Origin of the sequence: Stieleria sp. JC731 (assembly GCF_020966635.1) — a bacterium.
In the GTDB taxonomy this organism is placed as follows: Bacteria; Planctomycetota; Planctomycetia; order Pirellulales; family Pirellulaceae; genus Stieleria.
Map to the genome: position 1 here is coordinate 1,678,868 of NZ_JAJKFQ010000001.1, position 15,616 is coordinate 1,694,483.

The following is a 15,616-nucleotide window of genomic DNA, read 5'->3' on the forward strand; positions in this document are numbered from 1 at the left end:
TAGGGACCTCGATTGCGTCGGGGACACGAACCCTTTTGGGGAATTCGCCGGGTGTTTCGGTTATTCAACCTCGTTGCCCAAACGCAACATCACCGTTGTTTTGACGCATCGACACGCTTTTGAAACACGTGAATTTGCCGTGTTTTGACGGCTGGCACATCTGGTGCTTTTGTCGAGCCATCATGAATACGCTCGTCAAAACTCTCTGCTTGATTCCGCTCTTCGCATTGATGCTCTTTAGCACCGGCTGCACGACCCCGGCGACGTTTCGTCAGAGCAGCAGCATCTACGCATCGGTCGAATCGCACGCCACCATTCCGATGGGAATGCGTCGAACCAAAAACGGTTGGGAAGACGCGTCGACTTGGCACTGGAAAACTGACGATACGCCGGATTCGATCGACGGCTGGATCGAGATCCAAAACGAACGCGAACCGGGCTGGTTTCGACTGTCGATGGATCGCATCCGATCCACCTCGCCTTTGATGATCGGGGTCCTTCAAATCGCTTCGATCGCCGCAATCACCGCGATCGCTCAAACATCTCGAAAACGCACCAGTCGTTTACCTGATGAAACCTGCTCACTCGATTCCGGTAACCAATGATTCGCAGAACCCAGCGGTGTAGGCACGCCGAGTGATAAATCGCGATTTGCGAATTCACATCCTGTGACATCACTGCGGATGGCATCACTGTTGAACAACTTGCTGCATCGCACGTTTCCGATCTTAGGCAGGCCCCGCCCCCCAGTTGGTCTGCCGCTTCGGCTATCATATCTCCATCGCCAGCGTGCGATTTTCCACGCCCCAGACGAAGTGTTGAAGTGACACGAATCTTATTAACCGCTTTCGAACCCTACGATCGATGGAAAGACAACTCCAGTTGGCTTGCCTTGGTTGATTTTACGAGCTGGTACGAAGGCGAACACGACATCACGACGCGGCGTTACCCCGTAGATCTGCCAAAGATGCGAAGTCAGCTTCGTGAAGATCTGGCGGCCAACTATGACTTTGCCATTCATCTCGGGCAGTCGCCTGGTTCCAGCGTCATACGACTCGAAGCGGTCGGTCTCAATTCACGAACCAATGGCGAACCACTATTGGTCGATTCCCCAGCCGCCTACCGCACCAACGTGGATGTTGCACGCTGCGGCGAAAGGCTCGTCGAAGCGGGCATCCCAGCGATTGTTTCGCATCACGCGGGGACTTACCTGTGTAATGCGGCCTTATACCTGAGCTTGCATTACAGTCACGAAATGGGCCGACGAACAGAAAGCTTGTTTGTCCATCTACCGTTGACGCCCGCGCAAGTCGCCATGGACGGATCCGCCCACGCCAGTATGAGCACTCCCATGGAAAGTGCCGCGATTGCATTGATCATCGATCAACTGACTGCCTAGCGCTTCGTTCCAACTCGATTTTAGGAATACCCGCATGGCGTTAGTCACGGTTTCAGTGCAAAAACCGGGTCTAACGCCCGTTGGCTGATGATCCGAACCCGTATTTTCTTACGGAACGAAGCACTAGCGCGACTGGACAGATCGTCAGAGGCCGGACCTGAAAACCAACAGGTCGCTAAGCCCAGTCTTCGGGGGAATCCGACGCGTTCGTTTCGGGAGTGGGCTGCGTCGTTGGCTTCGTTTCCGCCACCGGAGTTGACTTGGCGGTTGTCTCGTCGTCGATTTCTGACAATTCGCCTTCGGACAAGGCTTCTTCCTCTGCTTTGCTCGCTTCAAGGCCTTTGAGGACTTCCGCTAGTTTGGCGTCGAGGTCGTCCAGCTGCTGCAGTACATCATCCTGGCGTCTTTCCAATTCACCCAGCAAACCGCCCGGCGAAGGCTCACCGGCGAGTTCATCAATTTGGTTGGGAGAGACAGCCATGGGGGCGAGTTTCCATCAAACGGGCACAGGCAATCCGGATAACCGGAGCTTTCGTCAGTACCGAACCCATCGGTCGGAATCCCAGCCAATCCATCGCGGTCTTGGCCAAGGCAAGGAACGATGTTTCAAAGCCATTCGCGTCGTACCGGTTGGATAAACTTTGCGGCCTAGACCGGCTGGCCAGGTCGAGTCGCCCCCCACGTCGGGTTGATCGTTGATGCGGCGGCGGCTCTCCCTTGGTTCTGAAGAGGGGAGGCCGGATGTAGGGGGCGAAGAAATTGGTGGCGATTTAGGCTGCCCATGTCGGTCCGAATGGCCAGATTGGCTAGCGGCGAGCTAAATTCTGGCCGAAACACGGATAAAACCGGGTAATCGCGAAAAGATGCCCGTTGCGAGGATAGCAGGTCGCCCGCTACACTCCCGCGTTCTGTGGTTGCGCCGCGCGCCTCCTTTAACGGAGATTGATCGCGTCGGCGAATTCCCTTTCACGCAGAGGTCCCAACGATGAAAATGGAGAAACAATGGTTAAGTTGATGGTCCGCGACAGCGAAACAATCCAAGAGGCAGTACGTAGGTTCCGCAAATTGGTCGAGCGCAGCGGAATTAAAAAAGAAATGCGTCGACGCGAGCACTATCAAAAGCCAAGCGAAATTCGTCGCCGCCAAAAGATCCAAGCGGAGCGACGCAACAAACGCGCACGCATGTTGGGCCGATAAGCTCCAGCTATTGCGAAATTAAAAGCTCGTCTGGTTGGTACCGCACCTCAATTTTGCGGCTCGGTCATCGCATTCTTCGATGGCCTGGAAATCAAAGGCAGCAAACGACGCTAGCAACAAATAGCTAGTTGATTGTTATGCGGCCATGGCTTTCCGCCTGGGTGCGAACATCAGAACAGAATGACCTGTCATCGAGCGATAGGCAAAGAATCATGTGGCTAGCAAATAAACTACGGTAAGCCATGTCTCATTGCCGAAGTTGAAGATCAGCAACAGTCACAGCAGCAGCGATTCACGTTGGGGAATCGACTAGCGGTCTGAGGCGTTAAACGCGGACGGAGCAGTTCGTTAGCGGAAAAAAATGGTGTGGATAGGATTGTGAAGTGCCGTTGCGATGAAAGGGAACGGCGATTATCTTCCTCCTCCCACACCACACACCTGCGATCACCGCAGTGATGTGAAAAGGGCGATTAGCTCAGTTGGTTTAGAGCACCTCGTTTACACCGAGGGGGTCGGGGGTTCGAGTCCCTCATCGCCCACTTCTTGATCGAGTCACATTCTGGTGACTCGTGTCCAGCACCAATTCTACGGTGGCTGGATTTGGCAGTTGAAGCGCGGAGCCGCTGAGAACGCAGAGTTTTTGGCATCGGTGTCTCTGCGTACTTCCCATCTCTGCGTTTAGTTGTCTTGGTAACTCCGTGTTGTCTGTGCCTCGGTGGTTGGCTGCTTGGTGGCTGGGTAAGGATTGAAACACTGAGCCACCGAGGGCACTGAGTTCAGGATGGCTGCCTGTGATATTTCGCAAGACAGGGAATTTCAGTGAATTGACTGCGCTAGAATTGGCGGGTTGGAAACGCAGAGCCGCTGAGGACGCAGAGTTTGGGCATGGGGGTCTCTGCGTTTAGTTGTCTTGGTAGCTTCGTGTTGTCTGTGCCTCGATGGTATGCTGCTTGGCGGTCGGGCGAGGTATGAAACACGGAGTCACCGAGAGCACTGAGTTTTAGAAAGGTGATGTTTAAAGGTCGGCTCGCCGTGAAACTCGAAATAGCGATTGCCTTTCGGGTTTTTTTATTGGCTGCTTCGCGGGAAACAATCATTGCGTTTGTTCGAGGCAGACACCGTGTGGCCCTCTAAAGCGTTAAACACGTTTTGATTGTGAGTCATTGCGTTTCGTGAAACACGATTTCATCAGTGTTCTCTGTCTGCTGTTTGCATGACTCTGCTCTTTCGATGCCACTTCTGGAATTGTTAAACGCTGGACGAGAGTAATTCTTTTGACAGCCACTTGGACAATTCGATGTTGCAATTCTCTGCAACCCAAAAGCTCGATGCGGTATTGATCAGCCATCTCTGTGCCATCGGCGCGGTGGCCTGAGCATGCTGCGTTTGATGCGTTCGATCTTGCGGTTTTCTTTTCGGCGAGCAATGCGACGTTGCTTCGTTGCGGCTTGTCTATTGCTTGCCGTTGTATGCGTGTTGCGCAACTCATTGGTACGATTGGCAGCGGTCCATGGTGCAACGTTTGTCCTAGGAACTCATGTCGAAATAGACTCGCTACAGATCGGCTTGGATCGTTGGACGGTCACGGGAGTTAGGATCTACGAGCCCGACTCTGTGGACGGCGGAGATACGAAGCTTGAACGCAAGAACGATCTCCAATTTGGTGTCGACCAAGTCACCATTATTCCATCACTGAGACGCGGATTGCGGCAAGGCGTTTGGCTTGAGCTTGTTGTTGTGGATCACCCACAGGGACATGTGCGATTCGACGAAGCGGGAAAGCTGATCAGTGTTTTCCCGCAATCTGAATCCAGTTCTGAAAGTACCGAAATCGGAACGATTCCGGTCCGCCAAGTTGTTGTCAACGATGCGGAATTCACGGTGCACCAAGTGGGGAGAAAGCCACTACAGGTTAGACAGGTCGATGTGCATGCTCGGTGTGCTGACAGCGTATCCGTTTCTGTCAACATTCCTGACTTGTTTGGTGGGAAGTTTATTGCCGGATGTGACTTGAACGCTAAGGATTTCTCGGGGACCAGCTACGTCGACTTAGCTGGCGTTTCGCTAAGTACAAAAGCTTTCGCTGAACTGCCACTCATTCCCAGGGAAATCAATTTCGAGCCTGTGACAGCAGGCTTAGGTTTTTATCTTCGCGGTCAGCATCCGCCGATCGATTCGAATTTGCTAGATCATCAAATTGAATGTGACTTGGTGTTTAATAACATCGCAACTGAACACATTGGAGAAGTTTGCAGCCAGCTGAAGTTGAAGAGCAGTTTCGAGGATCGCCAAGCCGAGCTTCGAGTTCTTGCAAATCCCTTCGGTGGTGAATTCGCAATCGTTTCGAGTGTGGATCTGAAGTCGCCTGAACCGTCCGCAAAGTTCGATATGCGACTCGCACCGTTTGATATTGGGTCATTGGCCGAAGATCTCTCGGAGAAGCTGGCCGGCGAACTGCCGGAACTACCAGAAGCGACCGCCACGGCATCTGCAATCGTTCAGGCGACGGCGAAGCTAACGGACAATCATGTGAAGTTCGCTGGGCAAACACGAGTCATTGCCAATCAGCTGTCATTCAACGGACTCGACCTACCTTCGGCGACTTTTGAGTCTAGGATTCATGGCGAAACCTCGACCGAGGATCCACTCGATATGACTGGCGAGGCGGAAGGGAATCTGCAAGTTGCTCGCTACGACATTCAGTCGGTAGCGAAGTCTCTGGGGCTTGCTGATGTCACCGGCGTGACATCAGTTGAGGCATCCTTTGGAGTTCCGCTCGCCACGGTGACAAAACCAGAAACTTATCATGCTGATGCAACAATTCGATTGTTGAGCTTTGGGGCTTTGGGATTCAGTCTCGACGATATGGCGATCGGTTTCGGAATTGAAGACAGCGTCGCGGAACTTCGATCCGACGCTTTTAACGTTCGCGATTCGGCGAATGAGTTGTTGGCACAAGTAAGTCCGGGATTGAACGCGAAGCTAACCGAACCGGCGAGTCTTCAAGCGGAGCTGCGGTGCTTTGTTCAGCCAACACGCGATTTGGTTGCAAAGTTGGGACTGAACGATGTCAATCCAAAAGGTCGATTGGACGTTTCGGTGCAAGCCGCCTGTCCATTGTTACAAGTCGCCGAAACGGCAGCTTGGAAGGTTGATACCAACCTGCAGACGAAGAACGTTTCCTGCTTAGGTGAAACAGTCTCCGACATTGATTGGGACGTGCATTTCGCCAACGATCAATTGACTTCCACGCCACTGAATCTTCAATGGCGAAGTGCAACCGCAACGGCAACGCTTAATGGGACACTGGGAAAAGAAATCGAGATCGATGGTACCTTGAATCTGACGGACTTGTTGCTGGCAGAAGTCAGCGAGGTAGCGTCGAGATTTTCGCAAAGCGTATTGCCGCTGTATGGGATTGCTGATGTTGATGGATATTTCAATGTGACCACCGATCTAAGCACTGGCGTATCCAAAGCGAATGCCGGTGGAGCCGCTAATCTTCATCAAGCCAATTACGCGGGGACGGAAATCGGAGATGCGACGCTGCGGTGGGAATTGACTCCGGAAGGCCTGACAGCGCGAACAGAGTCGCAAGACTTTCTGGGCGGAAGTTTCCAAGTCACGGCCGACATGAATGAACTCGATTGGACCACGACCAAAGTTCACGGCACGTTTTCTGGACTTGATGTGCCAACGCTTGTGGCTGTTAGTGGGCAATCAATCCCTTCGACAGGCTTGCTCGAAGGCGGATTCAATGTGACTTCGTTGGCCAGTTTGGAATCGCTAGAAGGACAGGCGTGGATGGAGACTCGCCAAGTTTCCATCCAGCAAGTGCCGCTGCAGCTTGATCGCGCGAGCGTAACGCTTTCACAGCAGCAGTTGTCGGCGCAAGTCGATGGCAGCGTCATGCGAGGCCGTTTCACTGGAAATGTTTCGGCGCATTTGAATCAATTGATCGAGTTTGCATCATCGCCCCAAATGCGAATTGCAAAAGCACCTGTCGTGGGTCGCATGAAATTAGTCGGTTTGCCGCTGGACCAAATCGCGACGACTTTTCGGATGCCACCGGAGGCTCGTAAGGCCGGTGGGATTTTGTCCGGCGAATGTATCCGTGATGCGAGTTCGTTGGACGGAAGGCACCTCTGTAAGGTCTCCGGTTCGCTGGAGGATCTTCGATACCAAGGCGTCGGCCTTTCGCAGCTCTGTTCACTCGAAGCGGTGATTCATCAAGACCGCGTGGAACTGAACAGTTTGCAGGGGCGAATTGCTGATGGGCGGATCAACGGCACCGGTGCGATCACTTTTGTGGGGATCCCGTCAGGATACTTCGATTGTGCTGTCAGCCGGGTCAATCTGCGTCGGGCGACATCGGCAGTCGGCGTCAAGGATATCTCTGGATCGGCGACGCTACGACTTCGAAGCAGAATCGGGCCCGTTATTACCGGGCGAGCGGATATTCAGTTGGATCACTTGGTGGCGGCCGGCGTCGGTGTGCGACAAGCAACGTTTCCGGTCGACTGGAGTTTTCGTCCGGCAGGCATGACAGCACGTTGGCAGTGCCGCGCGGGGCGATTGTCGGTCGGCGGAGGCACGGTGCGAGTCGCTTCGGAAGGGCGTTTTACGCGGAGCATTGATACTGTCACGTCGGTTCAAGTTCAGCGAGTTGACTTGGCCAAGCTGATGAAGCATGGATCCGTTGGCACCGGGATTGTCGATGGCAACATCGCGTTGCGGGCAAAGCATGCGCGTTCAATCAATGATGTAGTTGGGACCTACAACATCGAAATGTCCAATATTGAGGCACTTGAGTTTCCGATTCTCGATCAGCTTCCCAAGATGGTGACTCTGTCAGCACCAACGCCGGGTCGAGGTCAAGATGGCGCGGTCGCTTATGGGCGTATCGGTGGCGGGATCGTACACATCGAAGAGATTGCGGTTTATCAAAGTAACGTGCAGGTGTTGGTTACTGGCAAAGCCAACTTCAACCAAGCCCTTGATCTCGATGTGGTCGCCAGCACCAGCTCGGATAGTCCTACGGATCAGCTGGTTTCGTTGTTGGATTCACCGCTAATGTTGGCAGCACCGGCACCGGTCGCGTTGATTGTCAAAGCGAATGAGCTGCTCAAAGACCGCGTCGTCAACGTTCATGTTGGTGGGACGGCGAGTCGTCCGGTGTTGCGATTGCAAACTGGAAAACAGTTAGGCCAAAACGCGGTGAAGTTTTTTTTGACCAGCAGCTTCGGGTCGACGGTAACCAACCTTTCACAATTGAAAAACAGTCAAAGCAGACGATAACGATTGGATAAATGATGGATCAAATATTCAAAAACACAAAGAGTGTGTCATCACGCCTTCACCTATGGTTCGTGGCGTTGTTGATCATCGCGATTGGTGTCAGTCAGGTTGGTTGTCGTACCGCAGCCTCCTTGGGTTTGCCGGTGTCTGCCGGTGGGCATCCGCTTTTATCAGCGGCAAGCAAACGTCGTCAAAAGTCGGGACATCCTAAGACGATCCCAACCGAACTTGCCAAGCAAAGCTTGCCAGCTCACCGCGTCGAAGCGGGTGATGTCTTAGTGATCGAACCCAACGACTTTAACTCACCCATTCGTCTGTCATCGGACCAAACGGTTCAGCAGGACGGCACGATTGAGCTTGGCGGGTATGGGCGACTGAAGGTTGCTGGGTTGTCTGCCGAGGAGATCCAGTCGCAAGTGCAGAGTGTTGTGACGCGGACCGAACTTGCCAAGCGTCAACGCAAAGTCGAATTGGCGTCTCACCGTGGCAACTCATTGGGGATGCCAACCGATTCCAGTGAACCGGACGATTTCGGTGTGACGGTCCGGTTGGTGAACAAGGAAAGCGCGTTGTTTTACGTCATGGGCGAAGTCAACGCTCCGGGATCTTATCCATTGGTTGGACACGAGACGGTTCTCGATGCGATCATTGCTGCTGGCGGTTTGACGGACCGATGCAACGACCACAAAATCATTTTGACGCGTCCGCAGGCCGATGGTCAGGAGCGGTCGATTTATCCGGTCTGCTATCAGCAAATATTGCAGTTGGGTGATGTGACAACGAACTACCAGCTGATGCCTGGCGACCGGATCTATGTTCCAAGCATGTCGATCTGGGAAGACGTCAAGCAAAGTGTGGCGTTTGGGAATGAAAAGAGTTGCCCACATTGCCACGACTATTCCGCCAAAAAATAAACGTCTCCACCGCACAGTCCCCATGATGCCCCAACGTGATGAGTCCATCAACGGTACCCATCACGCTCCGCCGTGATGCGCCCATCAACAGTACCCATCAAGCTCCGTCGTGATGTACAAGCCACTTTATTCCCCTCACGCCCCGTCCTGACGATTTACATAAATCCTCAAATCGTTTCTTTCCGTTTGCCCCAACCCTTATAGATCTCCAACAAGAACATCGATTTGCCAAATTCGGTACCGCCAAACACAGCGACATGTGGTGCCTGAGCTACGGTGCAACTGAAACCCTTCAGGTTTACGCCAATTTGCCACTGGAACTGAACGAACGCATCGTGTCGCAAATCGATTTATTTCATGGGATCAGCTAAGAAACTTGCCGTCTTGATCGATGCGGACAACTTTTGTCCCAATCTGTGTGAGCCTTTGATGCGTCGTGTGGCACAGTGCGGTGAAGCTCGGGTAAAGCGAGCGTACGGGGATTGGACAAGCACTGGTTTGTCTTCTTGGAAATCTCGACTGAACAAGTATGCGATCAGTCCGGTACAGCAGTTTCGCTACACCACCGGAAAGAACTCGACCGATGCGTGCATGATCATCGATGCGATGGATCTGCTTTATACGCAAAAGCTGGACGGCTTTTGTTTGGTGACCAGTGATTCCGATTTCACGCGACTGGCGATCCGCATTCGTGAGTCAGAGCTTGTTGTGTTCGGGATCGGAGAGCAAAAATCACCGAGTTCGCTGATGGCGGCTTGTGACAAGTTTTTTATTGTCGGCAAACAAGCACAGGATACAAAACAGTCCGAGGCAAACACACCGGCTACGAAGGCAGCTGCGGTTAAAAAAGCTTCAAAAGCAACTGCCCCCAAAAAAGATCCAAGCGGCGTGAAGAAAGCATCGAATCATTTGCGGACCGATGGAAAGTTAGTCAACTTGCTGCGTGATGCGATCAAGGCCAAAGCAACATCCGATGGCTGGGCAACTTGCAGCGCGATCGGCAATCATTTGGGCAAAGGTTTCAGTCCAAAAACCTATAGTCACGCGACGTTATCAAAGCTGATCAAAGCGGTCGGTTTATTCGAGTGCCGTCGAGTGAAAGCCGCTGGAAGCCAGAATTCGGTGATCTACTTTCGAAACAAGTAAATCATGGTCGATCGATGACGCATAAGAAGCCACATCTGCCAACCAAAATTTGCCCGGTCTGCCAACGCCCTTTCACATGGCGGAAAAAGTGGGAACGTTGCTGGGATCAAGTCCGGTATTGTTCCGATGCTTGCCGAAGAAAGGGAAAGCCAGACGTGGCCAGTGATGGTGAATGAGAGCTAGTGCGACGATGAACGCGAGCAGGTTGAGATGGAGTTCAGCTACGAAACGTTGATGAAGTTGCATTTGGCAACCGTTGTGCCGTGTATCTTTCTCGGGCTTGCGGTGTTCTGCTTGCGTAATGGGACCGTCAGGCATCGAACTATCGGCTGGGTGTATTCAATCTTGATGATGGTGACTTCCGTGATCACCCTTCTAATGCCAGCGCGTGCTGGCAGCCAAGTCATCCTCCATTTTGGGATGCTCCACACGTTTTCCTTTGTCACAATTGTCTCGATACCTTATGCGATCTATTCGGTAAGGACAGGGAACCTGCGCGGCCACAAGATCACAATGATCTCAACGTACTGTGGTGCGATCGTCGTGGCGGGATTGTTCACGTTGATGCCTGGGCGGTACTTGCACGGTGTCTTCTTCGGGCAGTAGCCGCCTCCATTTGTGTCATCGACCCGCATGCGTGCCATGTGGAATGGCTCGCGGTTGGTCGTCGCGATCGCTTTGTTGTGGTATTCAGGGAGAGAAGCGACGATCGCTGCCCAGCAGGGCTGAAAGTCCATCGGGAAACGTATAACGCCAGTAATAGTAGCCATGCCCACTTGCATGTTCGTGAAGCTGGACGTCGAAGCCTCTCGCACGTAGGACGTCGCGAAGATGGCGTGTTGATCTCAAAATACTGGTGCGGCCATGGTCTTCAAAAAGACCGGCTTCCAAGTAAAAGTTGGTACCTGATGGCTCGGCATCGACGAATTGTTGCGTCAGCCATTGTGGATCGGATTGCTTGCTTCCTGGAGCCGCTCCGGGGGACCACCAGAACGAACCTGACTGACAAAACGCGTTGCCAAAGATTTCTGGGTATTTAAACGCAGCGTAGGCCGCAGCCAGACCTCCGTAGCTTGCCCCAACAGCGATCGTATTTGACTTAGACGCACTGACCTTCTGTTCTTCTGCCCAGGGGATGAGTTCTTCGGCAAGAAACTTTGCAAAGTCAGGGTTGCATGGAAGCTCTTTGGAGCGACTTGCTTGGCTGGGGTTGCCAATGAAAATCGCCGCCGTTGACGGTATCTTCTTTGCTTCGATCAGACGATCAAGAACCTGAGGTGCTTCGATATCATTGAGATACCGTTCCCCATCAAAGATGACCAACAACGCATTCGCTTCTTGAAATGGCTTGTACCCAGCCGGTCGATAGAGATGAACGTTTCGAGTGTTTCCAAGAATGTCGCTCTTGAAGCGATGCGAACAGATCTCGCCTGCAGGTGTGTTGGGCGATGGCTGCAGCCATGGTTGCTTTGGTGCGTCGGGAAGTTCCAAGATCGATTCGCCATTGAATCGGTCGATCGGATCAGCGGGAAACGAATTTGGGTTCAGCGGATCCAGTTGCGCGGTCGCAAGAATGGCGCGGCGCCGATCCCAGAAGGTTGCATTCAAGTCGGGGACATCGGGAGCAATCTTGTAGCAAATTCTGGCCGTACGTGGGACTCGGTAGCTGGCGTACCAAACGTCGGACTTGAGTAGTTGTCGCATTTCATCATGGTCTCCTGACGGTGCAGCAAATACTTGAACGCGTTCATTGGCGCCGCGATAAAGGAACGTGACAAGGGCTTCGTCTTCGTTCAATGGAGGTTCCACGGAATCGTATTCCACCAGTGGTGTGCCACGACGCTGTATCTGTTTCCAGAAGGCTTTCGTCCCGCCACCGCGTTCCAGTTTCGCGATCAGTTCTCTTAGCCAAGGACTTTCGGGCTGTTCAACGGGCGTGTGTTGATCGGATGCGGTAATGATCGACGCGATCTCAATTGAATACTCGCCATCGGTAACTGCGTTTACCGTTAAGTGCCAATGCTGATCGTCTTCGACAATGAAGTAAAAGTTTTCGCGTTCGCCAGTGCCTTTTCCTAAAAGCCGAAAGTGTTGGTCTTTTTCGCTGTCGAGCGAAAGTGTTGCACTAGCGGAATTGAATGAGCCGCGAACATAGTCACCTTCAAGAACATTCAGATCGACTTTGATCGATTGACCCGCGTTCAACGTTCCGCTCGTCGACTTTCCGGCATTGAGCACCGCATTGAACTTTGTCTGTGCCGTGACAAAAGTTGGCAACAGGGCCACGGTCAATCCAAAGATCAGACAATGGACACGTCGGTTATGTTCGAAGATTGATTTCAAGGTTCAGTCCCAAGTCGTATTGGAGACGGTTTGAATGTTGGAAACAGTATGCCAAGGTATTTTCGCCATGCAGTGCTGCCAGCATACAGTGCTGCCGCTCTTTCGCAGGTAGTGGGCTAGGTCAGCTAAGCCAGCTAGGTCGATCCACGTCCGGCTTGAAGTAACGCCAGCGTTTCAGCTTTGCCAATTCGAATCGAAGGCCAAACGGCAGCAAGTATGCACAATGCGAACGTAATTCCAAAACCAATGGCGAGGTTTTTCCACGGGATGACGAATTGCGCCGCACCACCGAAGAAGTGCCCGCCGAATTGTGCCATGCCGACCCCGCACCAGCCTGCGATAAGGCCAAAAGTCAGACTAAGTGTGCACGCAGCAAATCCGATCAGCAGTGATTCGGCCATAATCAGCCGGACCAGTTGACCACTGGTGAGGCCGACAGCTCTCATCACACCAAACTCCCAAGTCCTCGACCGGACCGAAGCGACGACCGTGTTGACAACGGCAAGTGACATGATCATCAAGGTGACAAGCGGCAGATAGCTCATCCCCCAGATCATATCATTGGCGCGTATCCGAATGGCTTTCATCACGTTTGAAGTGGCTGTCGCGCGGGCAAACGGGCGATAGGCGACGACCTCCCCAAAGTTATCCGATCGAAAGCTGGTGCCCGACTTACGTTCCGCGATCTTTTGCAGCTGTTCTTCAACGAGGGTCAGCGAAGCGTCGGGTTCGAGATTGAGCCAAAAGAACTCGGGCTTTGTCAGGTGGAAGTCATTTCGGACATCGGCAAAGCTTGCAAACACGATTGACGATGTACGAACGAAGTGTCGACGTACGCCAGAGAACTTTGTGACCCACTGCCAACCGGGAAGTGCCACAACGCCGACGATTTTGTACTGAACTGTTTCGTTAGGTGCATTAGGTGGGGTGAAACGAAGGACCTGACCAACCTGCATCCCGGTCAGCATTTGAAAGTCCTGTGCGATGACGCACGCATCGCCTTTGGAAAGCTCTTTTAAGGCGGTTTCTTGATCGCCGTCAACAAAGTCGAGCTTTAAAAAAGGGTCACTGCAACCGAACGCGCCGCTAGGATCCAGGCCAACGATGACTGCGTTGTCATGCTTCAGGCCTTCAGGTGCTTGGTCTCCCTGCCAATCGAAACGAGACTGTTCGATTGATAAAGGCAGCACTTGATCTGGATCGACCCCATCAACTTCACCGATGCGCGGGATGTCTTCTTCATCGACACCGATCGGATGGAACGCAACCAGCATGTCCGGCAGCCAATCGCCGGGCAAGAATGGCTGGAGCATGGAGTAGCCCCAGGTTTGTGTTGATGTATAAAGTCCAAGGCCGATTGATAACGCCAGTGTTGCCCCAACTGTTCGCCACATGTTGCCGGTCAATTGAGTCTTGACCATGCGTGAATTCAATCGCAAGATCCAGGTAACGATGGGACCGAAGAGCCGTTCACTGATGACGACAATCAAAGGCGTGAGCAGCAGCATTCCTACAAATAATGCGGGGTAAGCGAACAGGGAATAGCCCAACACTCTTGTTCGGTTTGCCATCGGCAAGAAGAAAACGACCGTTGGTGTGATTGCAGACAGGGCAAGACCGATGATGCCAATTAGGAACCAGGTCCGCACGGTGGGGAGATTGTTTCGTTGGCTCATCGCTTCTAGTGGTGCGATATGAGTTGCACGCCATGCAGGGAAAATCGCAGCTCCCAACGCTCCAACCAGGACTGTCAGTCCGCTAAGGCCAACGCTTGTCCAGCCCAATACGCTTCCGCTATTGAAAAGTCCTGGCAGGATTTGGCTTCCGATCATCACCAGCAATCCTCCTGCAACCAATCCTCCCACCCAACCGATTAATGCTAGGACGACACTCTCCATCGCAATGATCGCAGCGATGTGTGATCGTTCTAGCGCGATGGCACGAAGCATCGCAAATTCGCGAACACGTTCTGAAACTCCCATGCTGAGTGTCGAAAAGATAATGAAGATCGCAGCCATCGAGGCCATTCCGGTGGCAGCCCAAGCCTGAGAACGCTGACTGCTTACAGATCGAGTTGACTTTAGGCCTTCGCGGACTGCCGAAAAGTCGACAAGGCTAAGAGACGGCCGGTCGCCACCAAACCGCGTTTCCCAGGCGTGGCGAAACTGATCGACCGTGACGGTGTCCCGCAAAGCGATTTGCAATACGTTGGGTTGTGAAGCAAAGCCATTGATCAAGTCTGCGAGCTGCGGACGAACATAGATCGCGTTGGTTGCGACTCCCTGGGCAAACGCTGTTGGCAGCGTGAATTTATCGGATTGTGTTTGTTCGTTTGCTTTTCTCGAATCAGAGCCCGTTACCTTCTTTCGAAGACCGGTTCGGTTTTGCTCTGTCGCTTTCGTGTGTGGACTTCGATTACCGGGAGGTCCGCCGGTTCCCCTGCGGCCACCTCGGCCTCCGATCGAAGGAGTGTCCGCCACTTGTTCAACGATCCCAACGATGCGTAGTGCTACTTGATTGGCTAGCGTGGTCACTAACACGTCGTCACCAATGCCGATATTCAATCGCTCAGCAGCCTTGGAACTGAGCACCGCCACATTCGCATTCTCGTCTTCTGGCAGCCACTGACCTGCTGTTAGTTCATAAGGTTCTTCGATCGCCGGAGTGCTAACCAACGTCGGATCGATTGGGGGAGCACCAAAGACCGGAGGTCGATTGCCGACAACAAGCCCCAACGATGATTCCTCTGTCGGTCCATCATCGGGTTTGGCGATTCGTGCAACCGAGGCTCGTGTTTGGCTGATTGGGTTCAGTTCAAGAACACCCGCATCGTTTCTGAACGCAACGATCGTATCTTGATCGACTGTTGCCACAGTTCCTGGAGGTCCATTGGGGACTACCAACACGTCGTATCGGCCTAGGTATTTACCTGCATTTTCGTCGAATTTGGAAACGAGGGCGTCGTAGCCGCTGACCACCCAGACGACCGCACATGTTGAAGCGATCACCCCGAGCGTTGTGATCACCGCTCGAGTTGGGTGTAGCCTCAATTGTGAAATCACCAGCTTGGTGATCAGCTGCCAGCTACTCATCGAGTTGTTGCCTTTGGGTGGTTCTAGTGATCGCGTCTCGGTGGAACGGCACGTGCATGGCAAAAGTCGCGCCGATCAAGTTGTCTTTCAAAAACTTTCACCGAACTCAGCTGAACCGCGGATCTAACGCCCCGAATGAAGATCGGTCGTGATCAACGGGCCGCGATCAAGCGATTTCGATGACGCGCAATCCGGCATCGGTGGCTGTTTTTTCATCGCTTGTTTAT

At 53.0% G+C, this 15,616-nt stretch carries 11 protein-coding genes and 1 tRNA gene; 9 read left to right on the forward strand and 3 right to left on the reverse strand.

Annotated features, from left to right (window positions below):
* Window positions 1–182: 182 nt before the first annotated feature.
* Entirely contained in the window at window positions 183–605 is a 423-nt protein-coding gene (locus LOC67_RS05695) for a hypothetical protein (RefSeq protein ID WP_230261537.1), read from the forward strand.
* Window positions 606–823: 218 nt separating this feature from the next.
* A complete protein-coding gene (locus LOC67_RS05700; RefSeq protein ID WP_230261538.1) occupies window positions 824–1,399 on the forward strand; it encodes a pyroglutamyl-peptidase I in 576 nt (191 codons plus the stop codon).
* Between the two features lie 175 nt (window positions 1,400–1,574).
* On the opposite strand, the gene LOC67_RS05705 is transcribed toward LOC67_RS05700, so the two are convergent.
* On the reverse strand, window positions 1,575–1,880 hold the full coding sequence (locus tag LOC67_RS05705) for a hypothetical protein (protein ID WP_230261539.1): 306 nt from the start codon (window positions 1,878–1,880) through the stop codon (window positions 1,575–1,577).
* Between the two features lie 521 nt (window positions 1,881–2,401).
* On the opposite strand from LOC67_RS05705, the gene rpsU reads away from it, so the two are divergent.
* From rpsU to LOC67_RS05735, 7 genes are all read left to right on the forward strand, one after another.
* Window positions 2,402–2,596 carry a 30S ribosomal protein S21 gene (rpsU, locus tag LOC67_RS05710; protein ID WP_094417928.1) on the forward strand — a complete coding sequence of 65 codons (195 nt, stop codon included), beginning with the start codon at window positions 2,402–2,404 and terminating at the stop codon, window positions 2,594–2,596.
* 464 nt (window positions 2,597–3,060) lie between these two features.
* Window positions 3,061–3,135, forward strand: a tRNA-Val gene (locus LOC67_RS05715).
* A gap of 886 nt (window positions 3,136–4,021) precedes the next feature.
* A complete protein-coding gene (locus LOC67_RS05720; RefSeq protein WP_230261540.1) occupies window positions 4,022–7,894 on the forward strand; it encodes an AsmA-like C-terminal region-containing protein in 3,873 nt (1,290 codons plus the stop codon).
* 11 nt (window positions 7,895–7,905) lie between these two features.
* A complete protein-coding gene (locus LOC67_RS05725; protein ID WP_230261541.1) occupies window positions 7,906–8,808 on the forward strand; it encodes a polysaccharide biosynthesis/export family protein in 903 nt (300 codons plus the stop codon).
* A gap of 357 nt (window positions 8,809–9,165) precedes the next feature.
* Window positions 9,166–9,954 carry an NYN domain-containing protein gene (locus tag LOC67_RS05730; protein WP_230261542.1) on the forward strand — a complete coding sequence of 263 codons (789 nt, stop codon included), beginning with the start codon at window positions 9,166–9,168 and terminating at the stop codon, window positions 9,952–9,954.
* A 14-nt stretch (window positions 9,955–9,968) separates the two neighbouring features.
* Window positions 9,969–10,130, forward strand: a complete 162-nt coding sequence (locus LOC67_RS27690) for a DUF2256 domain-containing protein (RefSeq protein ID WP_410001112.1) — start codon at window positions 9,969–9,971, stop codon at window positions 10,128–10,130.
* Window positions 10,131–10,188: 58 nt separating this feature from the next.
* Window positions 10,189–10,560, forward strand: a complete 372-nt coding sequence (locus LOC67_RS05735; protein ID WP_230261543.1) for a DUF2306 domain-containing protein — start codon at window positions 10,189–10,191, stop codon at window positions 10,558–10,560.
* A gap of 84 nt (window positions 10,561–10,644) precedes the next feature.
* Here LOC67_RS05735 and LOC67_RS05740 read toward each other — a convergent pair whose 3' ends face one another.
* Window positions 10,645–12,297, reverse strand: coding sequence for an alpha/beta hydrolase-fold protein (locus LOC67_RS05740; RefSeq protein WP_230261544.1), 1,653 nt, complete (start codon window positions 12,295–12,297; stop codon window positions 10,645–10,647).
* A gap of 134 nt (window positions 12,298–12,431) precedes the next feature.
* A complete protein-coding gene (locus LOC67_RS05745; protein ID WP_230261545.1) occupies window positions 12,432–15,389 on the reverse strand; it encodes an ABC transporter permease in 2,958 nt (985 codons plus the stop codon).
* Between the last annotated feature and the right edge of the window lie 227 nt (window positions 15,390–15,616).

What these genes read in the sequence shown, in the direction of transcription:
- LOC67_RS05720 (WP_230261540.1), top strand. Translation starts at nt 4,022, where the DNA reads ATGCGACGTTGCTTCGTTGCGGCTTGTCTATTGCTTGCCGTTGTATGC.
- LOC67_RS05735 (WP_230261543.1), top strand. Translation starts at nt 10,189, where the DNA reads ATGAAGTTGCATTTGGCAACCGTTGTGCCGTGTATCTTTCTCGGGCTT.
- LOC67_RS05725 (WP_230261541.1), top strand. Translation starts at nt 7,906, where the DNA reads ATGATGGATCAAATATTCAAAAACACAAAGAGTGTGTCATCACGCCTT.
- LOC67_RS05705 (WP_230261539.1), bottom strand. Translation starts at nt 1,880, where the DNA reads ATGGCTGTCTCTCCCAACCAAATTGATGAACTCGCCGGTGAGCCTTCG.
- LOC67_RS05745 (WP_230261545.1), bottom strand. Translation starts at nt 15,389, where the DNA reads ATGAGTAGCTGGCAGCTGATCACCAAGCTGGTGATTTCACAATTGAGG.
- LOC67_RS27690 (WP_410001112.1), top strand. Translation starts at nt 9,969, where the DNA reads ATGACGCATAAGAAGCCACATCTGCCAACCAAAATTTGCCCGGTCTGC.
- LOC67_RS05730 (WP_230261542.1), top strand. Translation starts at nt 9,166, where the DNA reads ATGGGATCAGCTAAGAAACTTGCCGTCTTGATCGATGCGGACAACTTT.
- rpsU (WP_094417928.1), top strand. Translation starts at nt 2,402, where the DNA reads ATGGTTAAGTTGATGGTCCGCGACAGCGAAACAATCCAAGAGGCAGTA.
- LOC67_RS05695 (WP_230261537.1), top strand. Translation starts at nt 183, where the DNA reads ATGAATACGCTCGTCAAAACTCTCTGCTTGATTCCGCTCTTCGCATTG.